16 protein-coding genes are annotated in these 25,899 nt (G+C 71.4%); 9 read left to right on the forward strand and 7 right to left on the reverse strand.

The features are described 5' to 3' along the window. Positions 1 to 3: 3 nt before the first annotated feature. Positions 4 to 1,509 (reverse strand): DUF2083 domain-containing protein, encoded by a 1,506-nt coding sequence (locus H6726_06315; GenBank protein MCB9657250.1) that lies wholly within the window; start codon positions 1,507 to 1,509, stop codon positions 4 to 6. A 238-nt stretch (positions 1,510 to 1,747) separates the two neighbouring features. Between H6726_06315 and ccrA the strand changes: the two genes are divergently transcribed. Both ccrA and H6726_06325 read left to right on the forward strand, forming a co-directional pair. Beyond that, on the forward strand, positions 1,748 to 2,968 hold the full coding sequence (ccrA, locus tag H6726_06320) for a crotonyl-CoA carboxylase/reductase (protein MCB9657251.1): 1,221 nt from the start codon (positions 1,748 to 1,750) through the stop codon (positions 2,966 to 2,968). 7 nt (positions 2,969 to 2,975) lie between these two features. Next, positions 2,976 to 4,589: an acyl-CoA/acyl-ACP dehydrogenase gene (locus H6726_06325; GenBank protein ID MCB9657252.1), complete on the forward strand. Its 1,614-nt coding sequence runs from the start codon at positions 2,976 to 2,978 to the stop codon at positions 4,587 to 4,589. 381 nt (positions 4,590 to 4,970) lie between these two features. Here H6726_06325 and purE read toward each other — a convergent pair whose 3' ends face one another. Together purE and H6726_06335 are read right to left on the reverse strand one after the other, a co-directional pair. Next, positions 4,971 to 5,477 carry a 5-(carboxyamino)imidazole ribonucleotide mutase gene (gene purE, locus H6726_06330; GenBank protein MCB9657253.1) on the reverse strand — a complete coding sequence of 169 codons (507 nt, stop codon included), beginning with the start codon at positions 5,475 to 5,477 and terminating at the stop codon, positions 4,971 to 4,973. A 162-nt stretch (positions 5,478 to 5,639) separates the two neighbouring features. Beyond that, on the reverse strand, positions 5,640 to 5,963 hold the full coding sequence (locus H6726_06335) for a LysR family transcriptional regulator (GenBank protein MCB9657254.1): 324 nt from the start codon (positions 5,961 to 5,963) through the stop codon (positions 5,640 to 5,642). A gap of 48 nt (positions 5,964 to 6,011) precedes the next feature. Here H6726_06335 and map point away from each other — a divergent pair, with 48 nt between their 5' ends. After that, positions 6,012 to 6,791: a type I methionyl aminopeptidase gene (map, locus tag H6726_06340; GenBank protein MCB9657255.1), complete on the forward strand. Its 780-nt coding sequence runs from the start codon at positions 6,012 to 6,014 to the stop codon at positions 6,789 to 6,791. Between the two features lie 86 nt (positions 6,792 to 6,877). Further along, complete coding sequence (locus tag H6726_06345; protein ID MCB9657256.1) at positions 6,878 to 9,460, forward strand: sulfatase; 2,583 nt, start codon at positions 6,878 to 6,880, stop codon at positions 9,458 to 9,460. A gap of 70 nt (positions 9,461 to 9,530) precedes the next feature. Here H6726_06345 and H6726_06350 read toward each other — a convergent pair whose 3' ends face one another. Genes H6726_06350 through lnt form a run of 3 tightly spaced genes read right to left on the reverse strand, consistent with a single transcriptional unit; the run spans position 9,531 to position 19,312 of the window. Further along, positions 9,531 to 11,975 (reverse strand): transglycosylase domain-containing protein, encoded by a 2,445-nt coding sequence (locus H6726_06350; protein MCB9657257.1) that lies wholly within the window; start codon positions 11,973 to 11,975, stop codon positions 9,531 to 9,533. Continuing rightward, positions 11,972 to 17,626 (reverse strand): hypothetical protein, encoded by a 5,655-nt coding sequence (locus H6726_06355; protein ID MCB9657258.1) that lies wholly within the window; start codon positions 17,624 to 17,626, stop codon positions 11,972 to 11,974. The genes H6726_06350 and H6726_06355 overlap by 4 nt, the downstream gene beginning before the upstream one ends. 42 nt (positions 17,627 to 17,668) lie before the next feature. Beyond that, positions 17,669 to 19,312: an apolipoprotein N-acyltransferase gene (lnt, locus tag H6726_06360; protein ID MCB9657259.1), complete on the reverse strand. Its 1,644-nt coding sequence runs from the start codon at positions 19,310 to 19,312 to the stop codon at positions 17,669 to 17,671. A 132-nt stretch (positions 19,313 to 19,444) separates the two neighbouring features. Here lnt and H6726_06365 point away from each other — a divergent pair, with 132 nt between their 5' ends. The 4 genes from H6726_06365 (at position 19,445) to radC (ending at position 22,595) form a co-directional block, all read left to right on the forward strand. Beyond that, positions 19,445 to 20,149: a hypothetical protein gene (locus H6726_06365; GenBank protein ID MCB9657260.1), complete on the forward strand. Its 705-nt coding sequence runs from the start codon at positions 19,445 to 19,447 to the stop codon at positions 20,147 to 20,149. Continuing rightward, complete coding sequence (locus H6726_06370; GenBank protein MCB9657261.1) at positions 20,146 to 21,075, forward strand: ABC transporter permease; 930 nt, start codon at positions 20,146 to 20,148, stop codon at positions 21,073 to 21,075. The genes H6726_06365 and H6726_06370 overlap by 4 nt, the downstream gene beginning before the upstream one ends. Beyond that, a complete protein-coding gene (locus tag H6726_06375) occupies positions 21,075 to 21,743 on the forward strand; it encodes a hypothetical protein (protein MCB9657262.1) in 669 nt (222 codons plus the stop codon). Before H6726_06370 ends, H6726_06375 begins: the two co-directional genes overlap by 1 nt. Before the next feature lie 108 nt (positions 21,744 to 21,851). Beyond that, entirely contained in the window at positions 21,852 to 22,595 is a 744-nt protein-coding gene (gene radC, locus H6726_06380) for a DNA repair protein RadC (protein ID MCB9657263.1), read from the forward strand. 33 nt (positions 22,596 to 22,628) lie between these two features. Here the strand turns inward: radC and H6726_06385 are convergent, their stop codons facing one another. After that, a complete protein-coding gene (locus tag H6726_06385; protein MCB9657264.1) occupies positions 22,629 to 24,095 on the reverse strand; it encodes a VWA domain-containing protein in 1,467 nt (488 codons plus the stop codon). Between the two features lie 107 nt (positions 24,096 to 24,202). Here H6726_06385 and H6726_06390 point away from each other — a divergent pair, with 107 nt between their 5' ends. Beyond that, positions 24,203 to 25,891: a cation:proton antiporter gene (locus H6726_06390; protein ID MCB9657265.1), complete on the forward strand. Its 1,689-nt coding sequence runs from the start codon at positions 24,203 to 24,205 to the stop codon at positions 25,889 to 25,891. The last annotated feature ends 8 nt before the right edge of the window (positions 25,892 to 25,899 follow it).

A 25,899-nucleotide genomic window follows, 5' to 3' on the forward strand; every position in this document is an offset into this window, starting at 1 on the left:
ATGCTACCGCGACGTGCGCTTCGCCGCGAGACGGGAGGCGGGCACGGTCGCGTCACCGCTCACCAGCGGCGAGAAGAAGTTGTCTTTCTTCATGTGCTCGTCCACGCGGAACGCGAACTTGTAGCTGGGCGCGGAGCGCATGCTGCAGTCGGTGCGCTCGCAGAAGCGGCAGGTGGTGCCCACGCGCACGGCCAGCTTGCGGTCCACGAGGGGCATGTCGTCCGCGTAGGCCAGGTGCTTGGCGGCGTCGGCGTGCGTGCCGAGGCCGATGCTGTAGGCCGTGCCGCGCGCCATGCTCCCCCGCGACGGCTCGGCCACCACTTTGGCGAAGCAGAAGAAGGTGCTCAGGTCCGGGTACTCGCTGTACTGACGCGTGATCACGCTCGGGTTCAGGAACGCGAGGTGCACCGCCATCTTCGGGCAGCTGCCCGCGTGCTGCGCGAAGCGGATGCCGTCGCCCGAGTAGCGCTTGCTGATGTTGCCCGCCACGTCGACGCGCAGGAAGTGCATCGGCAGGCCGCGGCGCTTGGGGTCGGCCAGGTTGCACATGCGGTGCGCGACAGTCTCGTACGACGACTCGAACATCTGCGTGAGCAGGTCCACGTCGTAGCGCGTGCGCGTCACCGCCTCGAAGAACTCGGCGTAGGGCAAGAGCAGCGCACCCGCGAAGTAGTTCGCGAGGTGGATCTTGATCAGCCGCGCCGTCTCGCTGTGGCGCACGGGAAAGCGGGAGATGACCTCTTGATGCAGGCCCTCGCGGTCGAACAGGCGCAGCGCGATGGTGCTCGCCAGCTGGAAGCGCAGGCGCTGCTCGAAGAGCTCGTCGCTGACGGTGAGCACCTGCGCGGCCGCGTCCCAGCGCCGGATGACCGAGCTGTCTTGATCGGCGCTCGCGGTACGCACCGTCACGTCGAAGTGCTCGCGCAGGACGCGAACGAGATCGGCGCTGCGTGTCCCCTTCGTGAGCCCCGTGTCGCGCCGCAGCTCCTCCGCGCGCTCTTCCAGGTGCGCGAACCAGTTCTCGTGCCGCTCGAGGAAGTCCGTGACCTCGTCGAAGGGGCTGTAGTCGAAGCGCAGCGAGTCCTCTTCGTCGTCATCGGCCTCGCGCCGGGCCAGGCTGGCGAGCACGTTGTCCAGCTGCGTGCGGGTGTTCTTGTAGAGGTTGAAGAGCGCCGTGATGGTGGTCACCACCTTGGGCTCGGCGCCGATGCCCGCCAGGTCGTCCTCGGTGAGGTTGAGCGAGCGCATCAGCGGCTCGTCCAGCAGGCGGGCCAGGCCGTCGTCCACGCGCGGCTCCCCGAGCGACGCCATGAACTCCTCCATGCTGACCTCGAACAGCTCGAGCGCCTTGAACAGCAGGGGCAGCTGCATGGCGCGCTTGCCCTTCTCGATGAGGCTCAGGTAGGCCGGAGAGATGTCGAGACGGCGCGCCACCTCGCCCTGCTGGAGGCCGCGCTGGACCCGCAGCTCGCGCACGCGCGCGCCCATGGTGGCGTGATTGGTCTTCATCCGTGCTCGTTCCGGTAGCCGCTGCTTTACAAGAGCGCCGCCACAGGCGCACTATTTACGTCATCTTTACAACCGCCGCCAGGCTGTCCCGCACTCCGGCTTGACCGAAGGGACACGTATGTTACGCCGTTCGGCAAGGTCTGTCGTCGTGTGAAGCTGTAAAGCACCGCAACGTACGCCATACCAACCCATGACCACCCCGGCCGCTCCCGCGCGGTCTTTGAAGAGGTATCGACCCATGAGCGAGCGCCCCGAGATCGTCCCCGTTGGCAAGGTCCCCGAGCTGGGCACCGTGCCGCAGAAGATGCACGCGTACGTCATCCGCCCCGAGCGCTTCGGCGAGCCGAAGAAGTCCTTCGTGCACGAGGAGATCGAGACGTGGAAGGCCGGCCCGGGCGAGGTCCTGGTGCAGGTCATGGCCGCGGGCGTGAACTTCAACGGCATCTGGGCGGGCCTGGCCGAGCCGGTGAACATCCTCAAGGCGCACGGCCTGGACTTCCACATCGCCGGCTCGGACGCCTCGGGTGTCATCTGGTCCGTCGGTGAGGGCGTGCACAACTGGAAGGTGGGCGACGAGGTGGTGCTGCACTGCAACCACCTGGTGGAGCCGGGCGCCTCCGACCTGCAGACCATCTGGGGCTACGAGACCCCCGACGGGTCGTTCGCGCAGTTCACGAAGGTGCAGGCGCAGCAGGTGCTGAAGAAGCCGCCCCAGCTCACCTGGGAAGAGTCGGCCAGCTACGGCCTCACGTACTACACGGCGCACCGCATGCTGGTGGACCGCGCCAAGCTGCAGCCGGGCGAGACCTGCCTCATCTGGGGCGCGGGTGGTGGCCTCGGCGTGTTTGCGGTGCAGCTCGCCGCCATCATGGGCGCGCGCCCCATCGCGGTCGTGTCGAGCGACGACAAGGCCGAGCTGTGCATGAAGCTGGGCGCCGTGGGCGTGATCAACCGCAAGGAGTTCCCGGCCCTCCAGTACAAGGACAACATGACCCCGGCCGAGGAGGCCGAGCACCAGAAGGCCATGAAGGCCTTCGGCAAGCGCATCTGGGAGATCCTCGGTGAGCGCACGGGCCTCGACGTGGTCTTCGAGCACGTCGGCAAGACCACCTTCCCGGCCAGCGTCTTCTTGGCCAACAAGTACGGCCGCATCGTCATCTGCGGCGCCACCACGGGCTACAACCTCACGTTCGACGTGCGCCACCTGTGGATGCGCCAGAAGCAGATCATCGGCTCGCACTTCGCGGACGCGGACTCGTGCCGCCGCGCGAACGACCTGATGCTGCAGGACAAGATCAAGCCCGTCATGACGCGCCTCTTCACGTGGGACGAGATCCCGCAGGCGCACCAGCTCATGTACGAGAACAAGCTGCACGGCACGGTCTCGTGCCTCGTCGGCGCCCCCCGCCCGGGTCTCAAGAACTACGCCGAGACCCTGGCCGTCATGAACGAAGGCTGAGCAGACCATGCAGAACGTCATCGAAGCGGTCAGCGCCGTCTACAAGAAGGCGCACGACAACCTGAAGGCCAAGGTCGTGGTCGGCGGTCGCCTCAAGGGCAACCTCCTGAACGACGAGCAGCTCGCGGCGCACGCGCTGGCCTACCTGGCCACCGAGCTCGAGGCGTGCCGCCAGCTCTCCGCCTGGGCGGAGACGGTGGGCGGCGAGTTCGAGGGCAAGGTCGCCCGCGCCTACATCGGGGAGCTGGCCCGCAACCTGCGCGGCGGCGTGGACCTGGGTGCCTGCGAGAACATCGCGCTCGCGGACCTGGGCATCACCGACGCGGACCTCGCGGACTCGCTGCTGCACCCCGACGTGCAGGCCTTCAGCGCCCAGCACGCGACCGGCGCCATCTACCTCGAGATCGCGAAGCACGCGCGCGACAACGGCTTCGGCGACCCCGGCCTCGGCGACGAGATGCTGGAGGAGATCCGCGCGCAGTTCGCCAAGTTCACGGACCAGAAGGTGATCCCCATCGCCCAGGACGTGCACCGGCAGGACAAGCTCATCCCGATGGGGATCCTCGAGCAGCTCGCCGAGCTGGGCGTGTTCGGGCTCACCATCCCGGAGGAGTACGGCGGGCTCGGGCTGAGCAAGGTGGCCATGTGCGTGGTCACCGAGGAGCTCTCGCGCGGCTACATCGGCGTTGGCTCGCTCGGCACGCGCAGCGAGATCGCGGCCGAGCTCATCATCGGCGGCGGCACGGAAGCGCAGAAGCAGGAGTGGCTGCCCAAGCTCGCGTCCGGTGAGGTGCTCTCGACGGCCGTCTTCACCGAGCCGAACAACGGCAGCGACCTCGCCAACCTGACCACCCGCGCGGTGAAGCAGGAAGACGGGAGCTACGTGGTGAGCGGCGCCAAGACGTGGATCACGCACGCCGTGCGCGCCGACGTCATGACGCTGCTGGCGCGCACGAACCCAGACGCGCCCGGCTACCAGGGCCTGTCCATGTTCCTGGCGAAGAAGACGCGCCTGAGTGGCGAGCCCGGCGAGCCCGAGTTCGTGGACAAGGGCCTCACCGGCACCGAGATCAAGGTGCTGGGCTACCGCGGCATGAAGGAGTACGAGCTCAGCTTCGACGGCTTCACCGTGCCCGGCGCGAACCTGCTGGGCGGCGAGGAGGGCGCGGGCTTCAAGCAGCTGATGCGCACCTTCGAGAGCGCGCGCATCCAGACGGCCGCGCGCGGCGTGGGCGTGGCGCAGGCGGCGTTGAACGACGCCATCCTGTACGCCACCGAGCGCGAGCAGTTCGGCGGGCCCATCTTCCAGTTCCCGCGCGTGGCGCGGAAGATCGGGCGGATGGTCACGCGCATCCAGGCGGCGCGTCAGCTGACGTACTTCAGCGCCCGCGAGAAGGACCAGGAGAAGCGCTGCGACCTCGAGGCCGGCATGGCCAAGCTGCTCGCCACGCGCGCGGCGTGGGAGTCGGCGGACGCCAATGTGCAGATCCACGGCGGCAACGGCTTCGCGGAGGAGTACACCGCGTCCCGCCTGCTGGTGGACTCGCGCGTGCTCAGCATCTTCGAGGGCGCGAACGAGATCCAGGCGCACGTCGTCGCGCGGCGCCTGCTCGAGGACTGAGCGCCGCGACGGGGGCACGGACCGAGGAGACCGAGCTAGACGCACCCCGGACTGAAGAGGCTGGCTCAGAACGGCAAACCGTCGCGGATTTGGGCACCCCGGACTGAAAGTCCGGGGCAGCGATCTCAGGTGATCGCCAGCTCGAAGTCCGCCCCCTGCGGAGGCGGACTGCGTCTCGTGAACTGCTGTCGGGTGTTGGGCGGGACGGCTGCGTTCTTGGATTTTCGGTGGCGCCGAGCAAGACAGTCCTCCCCCTTGTGGGGAGGACTTTGGAGAGCGCCCGGCGGTAGCCGGGTGCTCGGAAGGATGCTGCCCCGGACTTTAGTCCGGGGTGCCCCCACAGCCCCCAGCTCGCCCAAGTTGCCCCCGAGCTATCGACGACTACTTCTTGGACTTGGCGGCGCGCTTGCCCATGGAGTCGGCCTGCGCGGGGGCGCCCACGACGGGCAGGTCGTAGCGGGTCTTGCCGGCCTCGAGCTGCTTCACCAGCTGAGCGCGGACCTCGGGGCGCGTGCCGGCCACGATGCGGGCCGCGAGGAAGGCGGCGTTCTTGGCGCCGTCGATGGCCACGGTGGCCACGGGGATGCCGGGCGGCATCATCACGGTGGAGAGCAGCGCGTCCATGCCGTCGAGCGCGTTGGACTTGAGGGGCACGCCGATGACCGGGCGCGTGGTGTGCGCGGCCACTACGCCGGCGAGATGCGCGGCCATGCCGGCGCAGGCGATGAAGACCTCCACGCCCGCCTCTTCGGCGGCCTGCACGTAGGCCACGGCCTCGTGCGGCGTGCGGTGGGCGGAGAGCACGCGCGTGTCGCTCGGCACGCCGAGCTCGTCGAGCACGTCACGCGCCTGCACGACCACGGGCAGGTCGCTCGGGCTACCGGTCATGATGGCGACGAGGGGGGCGGGAGCGGCGGCGGCGGACTTGAGGGGCTTCTTCTTGGGCACCAGGGACTCCTTGTGGGGTGGGCGCGCAGCTTAGAGCACGATCCAGAAGCCGCGCAAACCCCACCCGAAACGCCGCGGAGCCCGCGACGGCGGACGGCGCGCTCAGCCCACGCGTGGTGCAGGCCCCGGTGCCACCACGCGCCGCGCGTCCTCCACGGAGGCCAAGATGGCGCGCGCCCGCTCGACGAACAGCCGCCCCGCGGGCGTGGGGGTCATGCCGCTCGCGCGACGTTCGAAGAGCTCTGTGCCCAGCTCTTCTTCGAGCGCGCGCAGCTTGCGGGTGAGCGGCGGCTGGCTGATGTGCAGGCGCCGCGCCGCACGCACGAGCGCGCCCTCTTCCGCGATGGCCACGACGGTCTCGAGCTGCTCCAGCGACACGTCCCGAGTGTAGCCCGTTTCCGACGGCCACGACACGCGCAGCCCCATACCCAGACGGTATGAGGCGACGCGCGGCGTCCGGGCTACGGTCGTCACATGCGTGAGCGCATCCCCCTCCTGAACGAGAAACAGCAGGCCGCCATGCGCCGTGCAGGCCGCGCCGCAGCGCAGACGCTCGCACGGGCCGCCGCGAGCGTCCGCGCCGGCCTGACCACGGGCGAGATCGACGCGCTGGTGGCGCGCGACACCAAGGAGCGCGGCGGGCGCTGCGCCCAGTACCACTACCGCGTGGGCCGCCAGGTCTTCCCCGCCCATGTGTGCACCTCGGTGAACGAGGTCGTGTGCCACGGCATCCCAGGCCCACGTGCTCTACGCGACGGAGACATCGTGAACGTCGACGTGACCACCGAGCTGCGCGGCTGGCACGGGGACACGTCGCGGACGCTCCGCGTGGGCACGCCAGGCCCCGACGCAGCGCACGTGGTGGACGTCGCGGAGCGCGCGCTCGCCGTGGGCATCGCGGCCGTGCGCCCCGGCGCAACGCTGCACGAGCTGGGCGCCGCGATCGAGGCGTTCGTGCAGCGCGAGGGCTGCAGCGTGGTGCGCGACTTCGGCGGGCACGGCATCGGGCGCCAGATGCACATGGCGCCGCACGTGCCACACCACGCGTGCAGCACCCCGGGCCCGCAGCTGGTCCCTGGGATGTGCTTCACGGTGGAGCCCATGGTGTGCCTGGGCGCGCCTCACGTGCGGGTGCTCGCAGACGGCTGGACGGTCGTGACCGCAGACGGGCGCCTCTCGGCTCAGGCGGAGCACACGCTGCTGGTCACCGAGGACGGCGTCGAGGTGCTGACACGTGCGCCAGACGACGCCTGAGCGCACCCGCGGGCACACGGAATACGGCACGCGCCGGTGCGGGTTGTTGGCCGCGTCAATTCGTACGTGGTAGCCGCAGAGTCGTGATGAAGCAGAGCCCCCGCTGGTCCCACCCTTCCAAGAAGCGTGGCGCGCGCGCCGCGCGTGTGCTGACGCCGTCCGTCGCGACCGCGCTGGCGGTACTGCTCGCATGTGGTGGCGAGCCCGACCCCGCGCCTCAGACGACCCCCTCGGGAGGGGCAGGCGAAGGCCCGGAGGCAGGCGAAGGCCCGGGAACGCCACCGCAGGCAGCGCCGCCAACCGCCGGCCCTTCGAGCACGCCCCGCAGGCCGCCACCCGAGCGCGCCCCTGCGCCCGACGGGACCCGCACGTACATGGACCTGATGACGCTCTCGCACCTGGCCGACGTGGACGTCGACGGGCTGTTCATCGACTTCGGCACCGCGGCACGACTCAAGTACACGTCGGGCAACTGGGGCAGCGGCTTCACCGGCGACCACGAGACGGCGGGGGTCACATGGAGCGGTTTCGGCACGGTCGGGCGCGTATGGTTTCCCGCCGAGGACGCGAGCGCGCGGCGCATCCACCTGCGCCTCAAGGCCGTCGGTGGCACGCGGCTGATCGCGTTCGTGAACGGCACGGAGGTGGGCGGTGGGCCCATCGAGGCCGGCGACTACCGCGACGTGCGCCTCGACGTGCCGGCGTCCGCCATGCGCACGGGGGAGAACACGCTCCTGCTGCGCGGGGACGCCACCAGCTCGGTGATGGGCGAGGACGTGTCCTTCGCGCTGGACACCATGAGCATCACGCGCGCCGACCGGGACACGGCGGAGCCTCTCCCCGCGCTCCTGACCTCCGTGAACGCCGCCGTGTCCCGCCGCGCGCTGAGGCTCCCCGGGGCGGGTAGCCTGTCGTATCATCTGCCCATCCCGCGCGACGCCACGTTGGTGGTGGGCGCCGCGCACGCCCCACACGAGGCCGAGGTGGCGTCCCGCGCCCAGGCGGCCGACAGCGCGCCCAGCCCGCGACCGGCCGGCAGCTCTACGCCCCAAGGGGCGAGCGCTGAAGACGCAGCGGGGGAAGCGCGCGCCGAGGTCGTGGTGACGCGGGATGGGGCCGAGCCGCAGACGCTCGCGACCATCCCGCTCGGGGACCGCTTCGAAGACCGCGCCCTCGACCTCGGCGCGTTCGCGGACCAGCACGTGCGCATCACGCTGCGCGGCATCGGCGGGGCGGTCGCGTTCAGTGACGTGCGCCTGGTCGTGCCCGCGCCCGTGGTCGAGCCCATCGCCGAGAGCGCGCACAACGTCATCGTCCTGACCATCGACACGCTGCGCGCCAGCAAGCTGCGCGCCTACAACCGGCGCTCGCGCGTACGCACGCCCGCGCTGGACGGCTTCGCCGAGAGCGCGACGCTGTTCGAGCGGGCGCAGAGCGCGGAGAACTGGACCAAGCCCTCGGTGGCCAGCATCTTGACCTCGCTCTACCCGGCCACCCACAACGCCAAGTACGACAACTCCTCGCTGCCCACGGAGGCGCTGCTGGTGTCGGAGGTGCTCGAGGGCGCGGGCTTCGCGACGGCCCAATTCTCGGCCAACGGCTACGTGTCGGACCGCTTCGGCTTCACGCAGGGCTTCAACCACGCGGTCAACTACATCCGCGAGACGCGCAGCACGGAGGCCGAGACAGTGTTCCGCGAGGCAGGCGACTGGATCGAAGCGCAGGTGGAGCGGCAGCGGACCGCGCGCGAAGCCGGTGAGTCCGCGCCGCGCTTCTTCACGTACATCCAGACCATCGACCCGCACGTGCCCTACGACCCGCCGGGCAACTTCCTCGAGATGTACTTCGAGGGGCCGTACACGGGGCAGATCCGCAACCGCAGCACCGGGGACCTCTTGGGCCGCGCCAAGCAGAACCCGCCGCGCGTGGTGTTCACGGAAGAGGACAAGCTCCGCCTCGCGGCGCTGCACGACGCCGAGATCAGCTACCACGACCACCACCTGGCGCGCTTCCTCGCGCGCATCGAGCGGCTCGGGCTGAACGAGAACACCCTCTTCGTCATCACCTCGGACCACGGCGAGGAGTTCGAAGAGCACGGCAGCTGGGGTCACGGCCACTCCGTGTACCAAGAGCTGCTGCACGTCCCGCTCATGATCCGCTGGCCAGGGGTGGCGCCCGCGGGCACGCGCATCCCCGACGTCGTGACCACGATGGACATCGCGCCGACCATGCTCGAGGCGCTCGGCATGCCTTCGCCGCCGGACTTCGAGGGGCGCTCGCTGCTGGGCTACCTGCGCGGCACGCCCCCCCCGGGGCCGCACGTGGCGTTCAGCGACTACCAGGAGACGCGACGCGTGATCCGCAGCCTCGACTCCAAGCTGATCCTGCGCAACAGCGGAACCTTCGTGCTGTTCGACCTGGCGGCCGATCCGGGCGAACGACGTGAGCTCGACGGCCGCGCGACGCCGATCACGCTGCGCACGCTGCGCACGCTCTCGGGCGTGTTCCTCGGCGCCGCCGACCGCCGCGGCTGGATCCTCGGTCGCCCGGGGCGCGCGCGTTCGCTCCGCGCCAACACGCAGATGACGCGTGAGCTGTGTGAGCAGCTGGCCGCGCTCGGCTACATCGTGGGCGACTGCAGCACCTTCCCGAGCGAGCGCCGCCGCTGAACGCACCCGACCCAGCACGCGCGCCAGCTACGGCCGGTCCGACGCTCGGACAGGCCGTAGACCACGCCGTTCAGTGACGCTCGAGGGCGTGCACCGTCAGCGTGACCTCGGCGCGCTCGGCCCCGCGCAGCGCCACGATGCGATGAGCACCGGCGACCGGCAACCAGCTGGCGGTCCCTTCGGGGAGCGCGCGGCCGTCCACCTCCCAGCGCACCTCGCCGTTGGGCACGTTCGCGCGCAGCTCGGTCGGGATGGGGCGCAGCGGGTCGACCCACCACTCGGCCGCGTCGCTCGGGTGCACCACACGGAGGGGCTCCGCCGAGCGTGTCGCGTCGCCCACCAGCCAGCCCTCGCTCAGCGCCCAGCCCGTGTAGCGCTCGTCGAAGTGTACGTCGCCGCTCGGGCCATGCACCGCGCACGTGGTGTCGGGCACGTGCCCCGGGACGAAGCGCTCGGCCAGGGTGGTCGGACAGCCGGTGTGCGGCAGCTCGCCTGAGAGCGCGCACACCGGCACCGTCTCGGTCAGCAGGGAAGGCGCGAAGGGCTCGAGGGGCGCGCCCGCCGACCGTCGCTGACGCGCCACCGAGAGGATGCGGGCCGCCACGGGAGCCGCGCCCTCGAAGCCGCTGACACGCTCGAGCGGCCCTCCGGCGGGGTCCCCCAGCCAGACCACCACCACCGCGTGGGCGTCGAACGCCACCGCCCACGCGTCGTGATAGCCGCTGGACGTGCCGGTCTTGAGCCCGAACGGCAGCCCCCCGGCTTCGGCCTCGAGGTCCCGCCCGAACGCCAGGCGCCGCGCGTCGCCGTCCGCGAGGATGTCGACGGTGACCGCCACCGCCGCAGGCGCGAACACGCGCGCGACGGGCGTCGGTTCATCGACGACAGCTTCGTCGTCGTGCTGTTCGTCGGCTGGCCCATGCGGTGCCTGCGGTGGCGCGTCAGGCGCGTCGTCGGCGCGGGGGGACGCGTCGTCACTGGCGTCCGTGTCATCGCCCGCCGCGCGTTCCTGTACGGCGTCGCCCTGCGGCTCATGCGCGCGGGACGCCTCCACCGGGTAGCGCTCGAGGGTCACGACGCGGCCGTCGTTGACGAGCGCCGTGTAGGCGCGACCGAGCTCCAGAGGGGAAACGCCCAGCCCGCCGAGCACCACCGCCGCGCCCACCTCCGCCGCGGAGGGCACCTCGTCGAACTGCAGGTCGCGCAGCCGGCTCACCAGCGCGGGCGTCCCGACCCGGCGCACCACGTCCAGCGCCGCGAGGTTCAAGCTGCCCGAGAGCGCCGCACGCGCGCGCACCGGACCGTGCTCGCGGCCGTCGTAGTTCTCCGCCTCGAAGTGCGTGCCCCCCGCGCCCGTCATGCCGCGCGCCGTGTCGTCGAGCAGCGTGGCCGCGTGCCCCCCGGACTCGAACAGCATGCTGTACGCGAAGGGCTTGAGAGTGGAGCCCGGCTGCCGGCGCGCCCGCAGCAGGTCCAGCTGCCCACCCGCGTGCTCGGCCCCTTCGCGCGCGGCGCCCACGTAGGCCAGCAGCTCCCCCGTGTGCGCGTCGATGACCACGCCAGCCGCGTTGCGCACGCCGCGTGGCTCGAGGCGCGTGACCGCCGCACGCAGCAGCTCCTCGCTCTCCTCCTGCAGCGTCGCATCGAGCGAGGTATGAATGACGCGCCCCCGCGAACGCGCCCCCGCCGGGACGTGGTCGTCGCGGTGGTCGGCCATCACGCGGTCCACGAAGCGCGCGGCACGGTAGGCACGCACGTGCTCCGTGAGGATGCGCGGCTGGCTCGCGAGCGCCTCCTCGAGCTCGGCCTCCGTGATGAAGCCACGCCGGTGCATGCGCCGCAGCACCTCGTCGCGTCGGACCAGCGCCGCCGCCAAGTGCCGACGCGGCTCGGTCGCGCTGGGCGCCCTTGGGATACCGGCGATGAGCGCGGCCTCCGCCACGCCGAGGTCGCGGGCCGGCACGCCGAAGTAGGCCTCGCTCGCGCGGGCCACGCCTACGATCTGGTCGCCGTAGGGGAGCCTGTTGACGTACTGCTCCAGGATCTCGTCCTTGCTGAGCATCCTCTCGAGCGCCAGGGCGCGCAGCACCTCGAGCGGCTTGCTCCACAGCCCGTGGGGACGCCCGTGCGTGAGCTTGATGGTCTGCTGCGTGATGGTGCTCGCCCCGCTGCGGTGCCCGACGGGCACCACGGCTTGCCCGAGCGCGCGGACCGTGGCCAGCAGATCGACCCCGACGTGATCACGGAAGCGTCCGTCCTCGGCGGCGATGATCGCATCGAGCAGCCGAGGGGACACGTCGCTCAGGGCCACCCAGCGCCGGTCGACGCCGTCAACGCGGGCCTGACGCAGCGGTACACCTTCACGGTCGAGTACGGTGAGGGCGTCGGGCGGCTGCACCAGGCGACGCTCATCGACGCTCACGAAGAACGACGCGAGGTAGCCGAGCGTCAGCGCGCCCAACGTGAGCCCGAAGGCCCACAGCGCCCCACGCGCGAGGCGGGAGCGCAGGCTCACTCGCGGACCACCTCCAGCACGAAGGCCGCCGAGTCGCCGCCCACGCTGGGGTCGTCCTCGGCCTCGAGCTGCGCGGGAGGCGCCACGAAGCGGCCCACGGACGTGGCGCGTACCGCATACGTGTACTCGCGCAGCCCACGGCCCAGACGCGACAGGCGGAAGTGCGCCCCGTTCGCCTCGAGCGAGCGGTCGTGTACGTCGCCCACCGAGCGCATGGCGTGGTGCCCGCTCGGGCCGACGACGTCGTCCTCGGGTCCCATCCCCAGCAGCGCGCGCAGCGCCGAACGGGGGCTGTCGTCGTTGAGGGTCTCGATGGCCTCCACGCCTGCTGGGAACGGGTCGTAGAGATAGACGCGCCCGTCGGCCTCGCCGTAGGCGAAGAGGCGCACGCGGATCATCTCGCCCAGGGCCACGCGCCCACCGGACTCGATGGTGCGTCCGTCCTCGCGCTCGTAGCGGCGGTGCAGCGTGATGGCGCCGCGCGGCTCCGCGAACTGCCCGTCCTCTACACGGTCCCCGAGGGGCTCGGCCCACTCCGCGTCCACCGCGAAGAAGACGGCCTGCCGCGCAGGCGACACCACGGTGAGCGAGTGCCCCGTGCCGCTCAGCTGCTGGGTGGCGACGCGGTAGCGCGCCCGCCCGCCCTCGGTCGAGCGCGGACGGATGGGCTGCCCATCGACGAGCACCGTCGGGGGCTCGGCGAACTCCGTGCCGAGCAGCGCCGCGTAAGCCGAGAGGGCACGCTGCGCGTCGGCCGCGGCCGCGAGGCTGTACCACCCGTAGCGGGAGCGGGGCTCCACGCGCCGCAGGAGCGACGCGACCGCCTCACCGATGACGGCGTCATCCGGACGAACGCGCAGCGCGAACTCCAGCACCGACGAGAGCGCGTCGATGGCCACCGCGTCGATCTGCTCTGGCAGCGCGGACTTGATCTCGTCCAGCAGCGTCGCGCGCACGTTGTGGTCGTCGGGCAGGGCCAGGCCGATGGACGCACGTCCGCCCACGCTGAGCGTGTCGCGCAGCTCGAGCAGCGCGTCGCGCATGGGGGCGGCCACGGTGGCGCCCGAGAGCACCAACACCCGCAGCGCGTAGGTCAGCTCGTCCGCCGAGCGCCGGCCCTGCGTGGGGCGCTCGAGGGCACGCGTGAGCGCGGTGAGCGCCGAGGCCCGCTGCGCAGCCGGCACCGTGGCGCCAGCCTGCTCGGCCAGCACGAGGGCGTGCAGCACGCGCGTGTGGTCGGCGAGCGAGGGCCGGTAGCCGCCGCCGCGCAGCGCGTCCACCAGGTCTTCGACGCCCTGCTGCAGGCGCGCTGCGCGCACGTCGGGTGCGGCGTCCGACGTGCTGACGCCGGCCGCGAACAGCATCACGCGCGCCGCCTGGTGGGCGAGCCCACCGTACTGCGCGCGCTCGGCCACGCCCATCAGCGCCTCCACGCCGACCATGGGGTGCGGGGCCAGCTCGAGGTCCATCCGCCCACGCAGGTTGGTCGGGAGGTCGAGGGTCACCTGCGAGCGGGCCTCGGCGTCTTCGGTGCCGCGCACGAATCCGCGCGCGTGGCTGCGGCGGTAGACCGCGCGGGGCGCGATGGGCAGGTTGCTGACCGCCTCGGCGCTGGCTCCGCCGCTGACCGTGAAGCGCAGCGCGAGGGTGCCCTCGCCGGCCGGCACGCGGTGCATGTGCGCCACGCGCTCCGAGCGCCCCGGCGCCAGCGACAGGTGCTGACGGGCGAGCTCGGTGTCACCCGCGCGGAGCACCACGTCCAGCTCCTGCGCACGCTCGCCCGTGTTGTGCACGAAGCCCGCCACCTCGAAGCTGTCGCCCTCGGTCACGAAGCGCGGCAGCGTGGGCTGCACCTGCACATCCGTCTTGGTGCGGATGGTGGCCTCGGCCCCCGTCGTACCGAGGCCGGTGTCGATGACCACGGCCATGACCCGATACTCGGTGGCGCGCGCCGGCAGCGTGAGCGTGGCGCGCGCGCGTCCCTGCGCGTCGGTCGTGAGGGTCGGCGCCCACAGCGGGGTCGGGTCGAGGATCTCGTCCTCGGGACGCAGGGTGCGCAGCGCCCCCTCTTCCTCCGCGCCGTCGCCGCCGTCGCGGACCACGTTGGTGGTCACGCGCGACGCGAGGCTGCGGCGCAGGTCCTCCCAAGCGAAGTCGCCGTCCACGGCGCTCGCGAAGTGGAAGTCCAGCTCGGGGCGCTCGTAGTTCGTGAGCCGCAAGCTGCCCTCGTCCACGGCCCACAGCGCCAGCGACACCTGCGCGGGCTGACCGTCGCGCGTGACCGCCACCTCGATGGTGGCCTGCTCGCCGGGGCGTGCGTTCTCGGGCGCGGTCACGTTCACTGCGAAGGCCGAGAGCGCCGGACGCACCTTCAGCTCGATGGCGCCCAGGCGCAGGTCGGGCCCCAGCAGGTCGTGGGTCGCCGTGGGCGCGCCGACACGTCCGCGCACCAGCGTCACCGTCACGAGCGCGCTGGGCACCATCTGACTGCGCAGCGGGACGCTCAGCTCTTGTGCACCGCGCGTGATGTCGCGCACGGCGACCACCTCGGGCACACCGTGCACGTCCACGGTCACCAGCGCGCGGGCCCGCTCGAACGGTGACTCGAACGCGATCTCGGCGTTCTGACCCACCGCGTACTCGCGCTCACGCGACGTGAGGGTGACCGCCGTGCCGGGCGGGTCGCGATCGGGCACCTCGTCCGCCGCCGCCACGTAGGTGCGAACGGCCGACAGGGTACGGCGGCCGGCCTCGTCGGTGACCTCCGCCTCGAGCACGTAGGTGCCACCGCGCGCGGGTCGGTGCTCACACGAAGCGGCCTCGGCGGCCGAGCGGATGCTGCACTCGTGGACGACCTCGCGGCGTAGCTCACGGCGCTCACGTACCTGTCCGCCCGAGCGGTCCCAGAACGTGTGGTAGCCCTCGCGCACGAAGCGTCCGCGTACGGTCTGGCCCGCGACGGCAGCGCCCGTACGGTCGATCACGATGGCGGAGAGGGTCAGTGGCTGCGCGTGCGGTGTCCACCCGGGCACGCGCCGCACACCCACCTCGACCGCGGCGGGGTACAACGTGACCACCTTGTCGGCGCCCACGGTCTGTCCGGCCTGGTCGGTCACGCTGGCCTCGAAGACCACGCGTGTGCGCTGCGACGACTGCGCGTCGCCCGCGATGGTCACCACCGTGCTGCCGTCTTCGCGCAGCACCTCGACACCCTCCTCGAGTGTCCCGCGGCCCGAGGGCGCGTCGCCCACGCCGAACTGGAACCCGTTGTACGCGCGCGGGTAGCTGGCCGTGCCGTGCCGCGCGAGGCTGTAGCGCAGCTCGCCGCCCGTCAGGCGCCCGCCGAACAGGTAGTTCGCGTCCACCTCGAAGCGCAACGCGTCCCCCGCGAACGCGTGCTCCGGCGCCCGCACGTCCACGCGGAACGAGGGCTGCCGGAACGAGGACACGTCGAACGTGACGCTCCCCACCCGCACGTCACGCGCCCCGTCACCCGAGCCACGCGTCACGAACACGTCCACGCGGTGCTCGCCGAGGGCGGCGTCGCGGGGAATGCGGAAGTCCGCCGCGGCAGCCCCATAGCTGTCCAGTTGCGCGTCGCTCGTCTCGATCGGGTGGCTGTCGGTCGGGTCCATGAAGCGCAGCGACACGGCGCCACGGGCTGGCACCGCCTGACCCCCGTCGATGCGCCGCAGCGTGGCGCGCACACGCACGCGCTCTCCGGGTCGGTAGGCGCCGCGGTCGGCGAACACATGCGCGCTGGGCAGGTCTGCCGCGCCGCCGCCCCCACCGAGGTGGAACTGGCCTGCACCGATCGCGCGCCCGCGCTCGACCACGACCACCGCGCGCCCGCCTTCCGTGCGCGCCACGATGGCCACGCGTTGCTCGGCCAGACCCGAAGCCCGCAGGAACGCCACGCCGTTGGCGTCCGTGCGCGCACGCTCGGCCGCGTTGCCCACCGCGTCGGGCGAGGTCGCGTTGCGGGCGACGCGGTAAAGCTCCACCTGCGCGTTGGCCACGGGCGACCCATCCGAGAGCTTGGTGACCCACACCAGCGCGCCCTGGCTGGTGACGCGCACCGTCGGCGACAGATCCGTCTGCTGCACGAAGAGCGCGTGCGACGGGGCGCGTGCGCCCGCAGCGGCGCGGAAGTCGAGCGCGGCCATGTCCCCCCGGCGCCCCGAGCCGTCACGCCAGCGCACGCTTCCATCGCCCCAGCGGTTGGGCCGCGCCTCGGGCGCGAGCGGCTGCAGCGGGATGGAGCTCCCGCCCGACCCCGCCGACGTCTGCGTCGGGAAGAGGGCCGCGCGCGCCTCGCCACCGTTCGAGACGGGCACATAGCGCGCGACAGCCGTGTCCGCGTGCACGACCGAGAAGCGCACGTCCGCGTCGGCGTCCGCCTCCATCGCGACGAGCTGACCCGCCGCGTGGACGCGCACGGCCGGCGCCAGCCCGCGGCTGCGGATGGCGTAGGGCGGCGTTCGCTCCAGCCGCACGCCGTTGGCGGTGTCGACGTCGCCCACACGCACCTCGTAGACCTGGTCGGGCTCCCAGTCGGCCACGATGCCAAAGCGCCGTGGCTGCTCCGGGTCGAAGCGCAGGCTGAGGTTCGGCACCGTCGGCCGCACGCGCACGTCCGTGAGCGCGGGTGCGCGCATGGGCTCCGACGCACGGACGCTGAACTCCTGCTCGATGTCGAGCACCTCACCCGGCTCGCGATCGGCCGAGCAGCGCAGCCCCGAGGTGCGGCAGTTCACGCCGTCGATGCGCGGGCGTGGCAGCACGGAGTACGCGACCATCTGCGGGTAGGAGCTGGTCCCGCCGGCCCAGCGCGGCGTGAGCGCCATGTGGATGCGCGCACCGAGCTGCAGCGGGCGGGTCGGCACCACGTCCACCTGGAAGCCGCGCTCCTGGACGCCCCGCGCGCGCACGGTGACCGGCAGCGTGCGGTGGCCGCCGTCCGCCTCGAACACCAGCAGCTCGCGCGCGAGGTCGTTGGCGGACACGCTCGCGTCGAAGAACAGCGGCATGGGCTCGCCCGCCGTGATGCTCTGGGTGCCGCTGGTGCGCAGGCGCGGGGTTCCATCGAACACCACCAGCCGCTCATCCCCATCCTCGACCAGCACGCCGTCGAGCGAGGCCAACGCGGCGTCCAGAGTCAGCGTGGACTCGGCGACGCTCGAGGCCGGCCAGGCGCGCGCGTCGGGCGTGAACACCAGCGTGCTGCGGTTGGTCCAGGAGGCCGTACCGGCCACGGCCGGGCGGAAGACGAGCGGGATGGCCTCGAGGCGGTCGCCCACGGTGGCGCGCGACACCATCGGGCGGTTGAAACGCAGCGAGATGCTCTGCCCGCGACGTAGGTGAATGGAGTTGCCCCGCGGCGACAGCAGCACCAGCGCGTCGGGGCGGTCCGCCGCGAGCAGGGGCTCGAGGGGCGCCGCTGGGCGCGTGGTCCCCGGTGCGCCCGGGAAGCTCTCGAGCGCCTGCAGGCCCGTGGGGAGCGGCACTGCGTGGGTCGGCTCGGTCGTCGTCGGACCGGTGATGCCGCCACACGAGCTGGCGAACAGCACGCCCAGCGGCGCGAGCACGAGCGAACCGAACCAGAGAGCGCGCGCCCGCAGGCGCCGCGGCGAGTGACTTTCCTGACCCATGCCGACGGGGGTAGCACAGACTGGGCCGGATCCGTGAGCGCCCTAAACGCCCTTGGCTACGGCTTCTTCCGTGGCCCGTCCGCTGTCACTGGACCCGGTCTGTGGGCTCTCCGACACACCCTTGTTGGGCTCGGGACGCGATCGCCGCGCCCAGACCACCAGGCCCAGCAACAGCGCGAGGCACAGCCACTCGAACGCACGCCCGATCCGGACGTACACGGTGCGCCCGATGGTCCCCTCCGCGGCACCCAGCTTGGCGACGGTGGTCACGAAGGTGGCCGGCACGAAGGTCTCGGTCAGCACCAGGTTCTCACCCGTGGCCGCGATGTGCCCGCTGACCCCCGTGTTGACGGCCCGCACCAGATCGCGGCGCGTCTCGATGCTGCGCATGCGCGCCACCATGTGGTGCAACACCGGCTCGCTGCTGTCGCCGAACCACGCGTCGTTGGTGACGTTCACCAGGTAGTCGGGGTGCTCCTGCACCACCGCGCGTCCGTAGTGGTCCAGCACGTCCTCGTAGCAGTTCAGGACGCCGATGTCGGCGCCGCCGAGGTTCAGGACCCCAGGAGCTTCGCCCGGATACACGCCCGGACACTCGAACGCCCACTGCAGCGGGGGCAGGACCTCCCAGAGCGGAACGCGCTCCCCGAAGTAGAGCAGCTCCACCTTGTCGCTCTGCCCCGTGACGCGCCCATCGGCCTGCAGCGCCAGCACCGAGTTCCAGGTCTCGCATCCGTCGCCGTACGTCGCGGTGCCGACCAACACCGGTCCACGCACCCCGTCTCGCAACACGGCGAAGGGTCCGTTGCGGTCGGTGCTCGCCCCGCGCGCGAAGCCGTACGGGTACGCGGTCTCGGGCCAGATCACCACCTCCGCGCCGGCTGCCTCCACCTCCCGCGTCTGACGGCGCAGCACGTCGATCTGCATGCGGAAGTAGCGGCGGTCGTGCTTCTCGAAGATGCCCACGTTGGGCTGCACCACCCCCACTTGCACGGTTGGGGCGGCTGCCCGGGCGGCGCGCACCTCGGGCAGCCGGATCGCTCCGTAGACGGCCGGGAGCCCGAGGCACAGGGCCGCGCCGAGCACCATGCCCATGCGCGCGCGGCGTGTACGGGGGGCCCGCCCCAAGGGAGTGTCGAACACGGCGCACAGCAGCGTCCCGCCCGCGAAGAGCAGCGCATCGAGGAGCGACTGCCCGGCGAGGTCCGCCGCCTGCACCCACGGCAGGAACGGCAACATACCCACGGCCGGGTGCCACGGGAACAGCTGCCACACGAACGCGAAGCCCACTGTGAGAGCCACGGGCACCCCCACGGCGAGCGGCACACCGCGCGCCCGCAACCCGCCCGCGACCGCACCGGCGAACATCATGGGACCGGCCTGCCCGGCCCACAGCAGGACGCCCACCAGCAGCGCCGCGATCCATGGAAAGCGCGCGAAGTCCTGCATGAGACCGACGACCCAGTAGAGCACCAGGGCGTTGCACGCCGCGCCTGCGGCGAGGCCCACGAGCAGCCCGTGACGGACGCCCTGCTTCACCGTGTCGAGCGAGGGCGCGAGGCCCAGCGCCACCCCGAACAGCGGGGCGAAGAGCACCGGGCCAAAGGGGACCTCGTGCGGCGCCGCGGAGAGGCCCAAGAAGATTCCGGCAAAGGCGGCGAGGAGCGTCGAGCGGAGGAGGGGCACCTGCGCGCCACCCTGCGCCGACTGCGCCCGGTGAGCAAGCCTCGGGTGCGCTCGTGCGACCCGTGCGAGGCCCGCGCCGCGCCGCCCGGTTGACGCTCGACACGGCGCCCCGAGATCGCCCACCATGCGCGCGTGGTACACGACCCGAGTCACCGCGCGCTGACGCGGTTGAACGCCGCCACGGGCGCGCCCGCCTTGGTTCTGGGTTGGCTCGTCGCGCTCGCGGCGGGGCTGCGGCTCTCGCCCAGCGCAGCGCCTCCGCTGGACTGGTTGGGCCACCGCCCCGCCCTGCTCGCGTGGTGGGCGCTCGTGGTCCTCGCGTGGGTTGCGCGCGTGACGACCAGCGCGCTGCTCGCCCGCCGTCCCGGAGCCGTTGCCGCGGGTCCCCGACCGAGCGCGGAAGGTGGCCCCTCTGCTGGAGACGTGGGTCCTCCAGGGACCCTGACAGAGGCACGGCGCGATCCCGACCCAGACGACGAAGGCCGCACGTTGCGTGTCGGCGCCGGCGTGCTCTGCTCGGTCGCCACGATCGCCCTGTTGACCGTGGTCGCGCCGGCGGTCTTCGGCGGGGCGAGCGGCGCAGACGTGTACCAGAGGCTGGACGCGTTCCTCGCCGCGCTCCCCGGTGTGGGCGCGGCCTGTGTCCTCGGCGCCGCGAGCGCGCTCTACGTCGCGGAGGAACTTCCTCGGGCCCTCCTCGCCCTGGGCCTGCGCCCGGGCGGGAGCGCCGCGCGTGCAGCGCAGGTGACGTCCATGGCGCTGGGCGCTACCCTCTTCGTCCTCACCATGAGCATCGTGAGCCACTTCTCCTCTGCGGCTGGGCTGGTGTCCCCGTGAGCCGGGTCTATGCCATTGCCTTGAACACGTTCCGCGAGGCGGTCCGTGACCGCGTGCTGTACGGCATGTTGGGCATCGCCATCCTCATGCTCCTGTTCAGCCTCGCGCTGGGCGAGCTGTCGCTGAACCAGAACGATCGTGTCGTCGCGGACGTCGGGATGGCCTCCATCTCGTTCTTCTCGGTCATCATGGCGGTCTTCCTCGGGTCGTCGCTTCTCTACAAGGAGATCGAACGCAAGACGCTGTACGTGATTCTGCCGAAGCCCATCGCGAGGTACGAGTTCCTGCTGGGCAAGTACTTCGGCATCGTCGCGACCGCAGGGGTGTTCGTCCTCATCATGGGCGGCGTGCACCTGTGGGTCACCGCCATCCAGCAGGGCGCTTCTCTCTCCGTAGGCCTCGCCGTGGCTGGCGGCGCGCTGCTCACGCTCGGCGCGTTCACGTTTCGCGCATCGGATCGCACCGCCGTGGTCCTGCCGTGGTCGGCCGCGTTCTTGTCCCTCATGGCGTGGTTCGCCGCGCACCACGGCGCGGACGTCACCTACCTGCTCGCCGCCTTCGCCCTCAACCTCGGGGAGCTGGCCCTGGTCGCCGCCGTGGCGCTGATGTTCTCGTCGTTCTCGACCCCCTTCTTGACTGGGGCGTTCGCGCTGGGCGTGTGGGTCATGGGTCGTTCGGCCGACACGATGGAGTCCATGCGCGGCACGCGGGTCCCCGAAGAGGTGCAAGCCCTGTTGCACACCGTGGTCCAGGTCGTGCCCAACTTTCACCTGTTTGTGCCAGGGCGGCGCGCGTTGACGGTCGGCCTCGTCGCAGGGGGGGGGCTCTGGCCATACGTCGCGCAGACGCTCGCCTACGGGGTCGCGTACGCCGCCCTGCTGCTGATCGCCGCATCGCTCATCTTCCAGCGCCGAGACTTTCTGTAGTGGGCTCCCTGGGCGGCTTCGGGGTGCGGACGCCCGCGCTGTGGCGCGCCCTCGCCGCCGCGCTGGTGCTCTTGGCACTCGTCGCCGCGCGCGTGCATCTCGAGTGCGCGCGTGAGCTCGCGGCCGCAGACGAGGCCGCCGCAGCCTCCGATCTGCGGGAGACTCTGGTGCACCTGAGGCGCGCGGCCCGCTGGAACGCGCCGTTCGATCCGGGCAGCACCGACGCGCTGGAGCGCCTGCGCATGATCGGGGAGCGCGCCGAAGGGGAGGGAGACACCGCAACGGCCTTGTACGCCTTCCGTGCCATCCGGGCAGGGACGGTCGCGTCCGAGAGCCTCTTCTCTCCGCACGCGGCAGAGGGGGCCGCCGCCGAGCAACGCATCGCGGCGCTGATGGCGCGGGTGGATCCCCCGCAGCTGCACGCCGAGGACACCGAGGCGGAGCGTGGGGCGCGCTACCTCGCGGCGCTGCGCGAGCACGGGCGCCCCAACCGGCTCACCCTGGCGGCCGTATGGCTCGGCTTCGCGCTCTTCCTGCTGGGACTCGCGGGCGTGGCCGTCAAGGGCTTCGACTCCGAAGACCGACCGAACAGGGGGGTGCTCGGTCGCGCCGTGGGGCTCAGCGCGCTGGGCTTCGCGCTGCTGACGGCAGGTCTCGCGCTCGCGTGAGCTCCCGGCGGCCGCCGGCGGGCCGAGGTGGGCGTGCGCCGTCTTCCGCCCCTTCGACACGCGTTTCCACACAGGGATGGAGGTGCAGCTCCTGCAACACGCGGGGGCATGACGCTTGACGACCGCACACCCTCGCCATCCACGGGCATCGACGACCCGGAACCACGCGCGACGACCCCGGACGCCCGTCGCGGACCGCGCGAGCGGCTCGTCGAGCTGGGCGCCGAGGTCCTCTCGGCAGAGGAGCTCGTGGCTGTCCTGTTGGGCACGGGCAGCACACGCGAGCCCGTCGCGCTGCTGGCCGCGCGCGTGCTCCACGAACTCGGCGGTCTCGACGGCCTCGAGAGGACCGGCCCACGAGAGCTGCTGCGCATCCGGGGGCTGGGACCCAGCAAGGCGGCGAGGCTAGGCGCAGCCCTCGAGCTCGGACGCCGGGCGGCCACGCGGCGCATCCCGCGAGGCGGTCAGCTCCTCTCCAGCGTCGACGTGGACGCGGCGCTCCGGCCGCGCCTCGCGGCATCCCGGGTGGAGGAGTTCCTCGCGCTACCCCTGGACGCCAAGAACCGGCCGACCGGCGAGCTCCGCATCGCCCTCGGCGGCCGGTCGAGCTGCCCGGTCGACCCCGCCGAGGTGTTCCGACGGCTGCTGCGCGAGGCCGCGTCCGGCGTGATCTTCGTCCACAACCACCCCAGCGGCGAGCCCTCCCCCAGCCCGGAGGACATGGCGCTCACCGCGCGACTCGTGGACGCCGGCGAACTCCTCGGCATCCGCGTCCTCGACCACATCATCATCGCGGCCGAGGGTTACTTCAGCTTCTTGGACAGCGGGCTGATGCCGCGTCCGGGGCAGTGACGCGGCGTCCGCCCGCCGCGTCAACGAGCCTGGTCACCCGAAGATGATCGTGTCGCAGGGGAAGCTCGCGTCCAGCGTCGCGTTGCTTGCCGCCTTCAACGTGAGACACGCCGCGCCCATGATCTCGACGGTGCTCGGACCCACCAGCTGCCAGCCATTGCCCGGAGCGCACTCGAGCATCGTGCGAGAGGCGCCCTCGACGATCTCGATCGTCCCGCCAGAGCAGGGGTCCGTCGACCAGTTGGGCACCATGCCCGCCAACTCCACGGTGCACGAGATCTCGTTGCCGATGATGCCCGTCAACGCCGTGGTGAGCTCCTCGGGGTTGAACACGCGCCAGCTGGTCGCGGCGGGCGTGGTGTCGGGCGCCTGACCGAGTCCGGCGTTCGCGAGATCGTCCACGTGGTCTTGCTGGATCTCGGTCTCGTCGGCGACCGTGAGCACGAAGGTGCGGATGCCAGCCGTGAACGCGCGCTGCACCGCGCTGACGGCCCAGTCACGCGCGTTCGACTCGAAGTTGTCGAGCCCGTTGCAGTCGTTGCTGGACGTCGGCTCACCGTCCGTCGCCAGGATGAGGATGGTCGGGTCGCCGGACGAGAGGATCGCCGGGTCGAGGTTCTGCAACAGGAAGTCGATCGCGGGGCCAGTGGGCGTACCCCCCGTCGGGTCGAGGTCCAGGTAGCGGTTGTCCGTGCCGTCGCCCGCGATGACATCACGCGCCGACGGAGTCGCGCCCGCCTCCACCACGCCGACACGGTTCATCCCGCTCACGTTCACGGGGCTCATGTTGTTGAGCGAGACGCAGGCGTTGTTCGGACCTCGGTAGGTCACGGCGCCGAAGCGCACTTGATCCTGCAGGTCCCCGATCAGGCCTTCCACGGCAGAAGACGTGCTGGTGCCGACCAGCGCAGAACGCAATCCGCGCCATCGGCTGCGGTTGCGCGTCGCGTTGCTGTTGCTGTCGTAGCAGTCGAAGTTGCCGTCGTTGTCCTCAGGACACTGCGCGCCGTCCGACAGGTCCAGCTCCCAGCCCATCGAGCCGGAGCGGTCGATGAGGAAGATGACGTTCGGCGTGACGCGCGTCGCCTCTACCGACACGCGCGCGCAGACACCGTCGCCCTGGTCGGTGGTGCCCATGTCCACTGGCGGCCCGAGATCCACGACCCGCCCCATGTCGACGGTGCCCTGGTCCGCCGTGTCCGGCCCCACGCACACGCCGTCGGTCGAGCACGTGCCATCGCCACACAGTCGGTCGCCGGCGCCAGCGCAGTCCGCGGTACACGTGTCGTCGGCGCCGCAGTAGTAGCCCGTCGGGCAGCCTGCGTTCGAGCAGTCGAGCCCACACGCCGCAGGTGGAGTGTCGCCATCACAGAGCTGTCCGCACGAGTAGCCGCGGCTGCCACATGGGGCGCCGAGACCTCCGTCCGAGCCACACCCGGAGATGATGAGAGACACGAGCATCAGGCCGAGGCCAGCCGAGTTGAGGTTTGCGCGCTGCATCGTTCGAGACTCCACTGCGAGGGGATTCACTCTCACTGTAACAGACTCGAGGCGCTCTTGGCTAGGAACCTTGACGCTCGCGTGAGCCCTGAGCAGGCTGCGCACCCTTGGGTATCGCGACCGACATCATTCTCCTGATCGTTTTCGGATTCGGATGCGGCCTGGTGCTGCACCGGCTCGGCCAGCCACTGGTGCTCGGCTACATCCTGGCGGGCGTCCTCCTGGGCCCCAACACGGCGGGCCTCACCGTCTCGCACACGCACGAGATCGAGCTCCTCGCCGAGATCGGCGTCGCGCTGCTGCTGTTTGCGCTCGGTCTCGAGTTCTCGCTCAAGGACCTGAAGCCCGTGCGCCACGTGGCGCTGATCGGGACACCCATCCAGATGCTGCTCACCATCGGCGTCGGCGTCCTGATCGGACCCTGGCTGGGACTAGACTGGAGGGCGTCCGTCTGGCTCGGCTCGCTCATCTCGCTCTCGAGCACGATGGTCATCCTCAAGACGCTCATGGCCCAGGGGTTGCTCGGGACCTTGTCCAGCAAGGTCATCATCGGGACCCTCATCGTACAAGACCTCGCCGTCATCCCCTTGATGGTGGTCCTGCCTCAGCTGAGCAGCCCTGACGGGGGCCTGCTCCCAATCGCCTTCGCGGCGCTCAAGGCGGCGGTCTTCATCGGGGGCATGGTCCTGCTCGGCACCCGCATCCTGCCCGGCCTGATACGCCACATCGCCAAGCTCGGCTCGCGCGAGCTCTTCCTGCTCGCCATCACGGCCATCGGCCTCGGCATCGGCTACGCCACCCACCTCGTGGGCCTGTCCTTCGCCTTCGGCGCGTTCGTCGCGGGGCTGGTGCTGAGCGAGTCCGACTACGGTCACCAAGCCCTCAGCGACATCATCCCGCTGCGTGACCTGTTCGGGCTGCTGTTCTTCGCCTCGGTCGGGATGCTGCTCGACCTCGAGTTCCTCATGGCACACCTGCGCGAGGTGGCCCTGCTGGTCGTGAGCGTCAGCGTCTCGAAGGGCATCATCTTCGCCCTGCTCGCGCGCGTCTTCCGCTATGGCAATGTGGTCCCCATCGCGATGGGCCTCGGCCTGTTCCAGATCGGCGAGTTCTCCTTCGTGCTGGCGCGGGTGGGCGTCTCGACCGGCTCCATCGACCACAGCCTCTACTCGCTGGTGCTCACGACGGCCATCATCACGATGGCCCTCACGCCGCTGATCTCGGGTCAGACGGCGCGCGTCTATGCGTGGCTCCGCAAGCGCGCTCCCGTCCGTCAGTTCGAGACGAAGAACCTGCCGGACGACGGCCTCCACGACCACGTCGTGCTCGCAGGGGGGGGCCGCGTGGGGTTGCAGGTGGCCCAGGTGCTGCACCGGCTCGGCTTCTCCATCGTCATCGTCGAGCTCGACCATCGGCGGGTGGAGCAGGCGCAAGAGGCGGGCATGCCGGTCATCTACGGGGACGCCAGCCACGAGGTGGTGCTCGACGCCGCGCACATCTCCGCGGCGCGCTTGTTGGTGGTGAGCACGCCCGAGATGGTCGTCACGCGCTCGATCGTCGTCCACGCGCGGGCCCGCAACCCCGCGCTGAAGGTCGTGGCGCGCACCTCGGACCCGCACTTCATGGCCGTGTTCCGCGAGCTCGAGGTGCGCGACGTGGTCCTACCCGAGGTCGAGACCGGGCTCGAGATGACCCGCCAGGCGCTGGCCCACCTCGACGTCCCGCACGCTCGCATCGAGGACGAGGTGGATACGGTGCGCGACACGGTGTTCGCCGGCCTCCGCGGCCGAGCCTGAGCGCCGTC

The sequence above is a fragment of the Sandaracinaceae bacterium genome, from assembly GCA_020633055.1.
Lineage (GTDB): Bacteria > Myxococcota_A > Polyangia > Polyangiales > Houyiibacteriaceae > JADJJE01.

Coding starts and splice junctions, on each gene's coding strand:
- map (MCB9657255.1), top strand. CDS start 6,012: ATGCGTGAGCGCATCCCCCTCCTGAACGAGAAACAGCAGGCCGCCATG.
- H6726_06325 (MCB9657252.1), top strand. CDS start 2,976: ATGCAGAACGTCATCGAAGCGGTCAGCGCCGTCTACAAGAAGGCGCAC.
- ccrA (MCB9657251.1), top strand. CDS start 1,748: ATGAGCGAGCGCCCCGAGATCGTCCCCGTTGGCAAGGTCCCCGAGCTG.
- H6726_06385 (MCB9657264.1), bottom strand. CDS start 24,095: ATGCAGCGCGCAAACCTCAACTCGGCTGGCCTCGGCCTGATGCTCGTG.
- H6726_06315 (MCB9657250.1), bottom strand. CDS start 1,509: ATGAAGACCAATCACGCCACCATGGGCGCGCGCGTGCGCGAGCTGCGG.
- purE (MCB9657253.1), bottom strand. CDS start 5,477: ATGACCGGTAGCCCGAGCGACCTGCCCGTGGTCGTGCAGGCGCGTGAC.
- radC (MCB9657263.1), top strand. CDS start 21,852: ATGACGCTTGACGACCGCACACCCTCGCCATCCACGGGCATCGACGAC.
- H6726_06345 (MCB9657256.1), top strand. CDS start 6,878: ATGAAGCAGAGCCCCCGCTGGTCCCACCCTTCCAAGAAGCGTGGCGCG.
- H6726_06335 (MCB9657254.1), bottom strand. CDS start 5,963: ATGGGGCTGCGCGTGTCGTGGCCGTCGGAAACGGGCTACACTCGGGAC.
- H6726_06355 (MCB9657258.1), bottom strand. CDS start 17,626: ATGGGTCAGGAAAGTCACTCGCCGCGGCGCCTGCGGGCGCGCGCTCTC.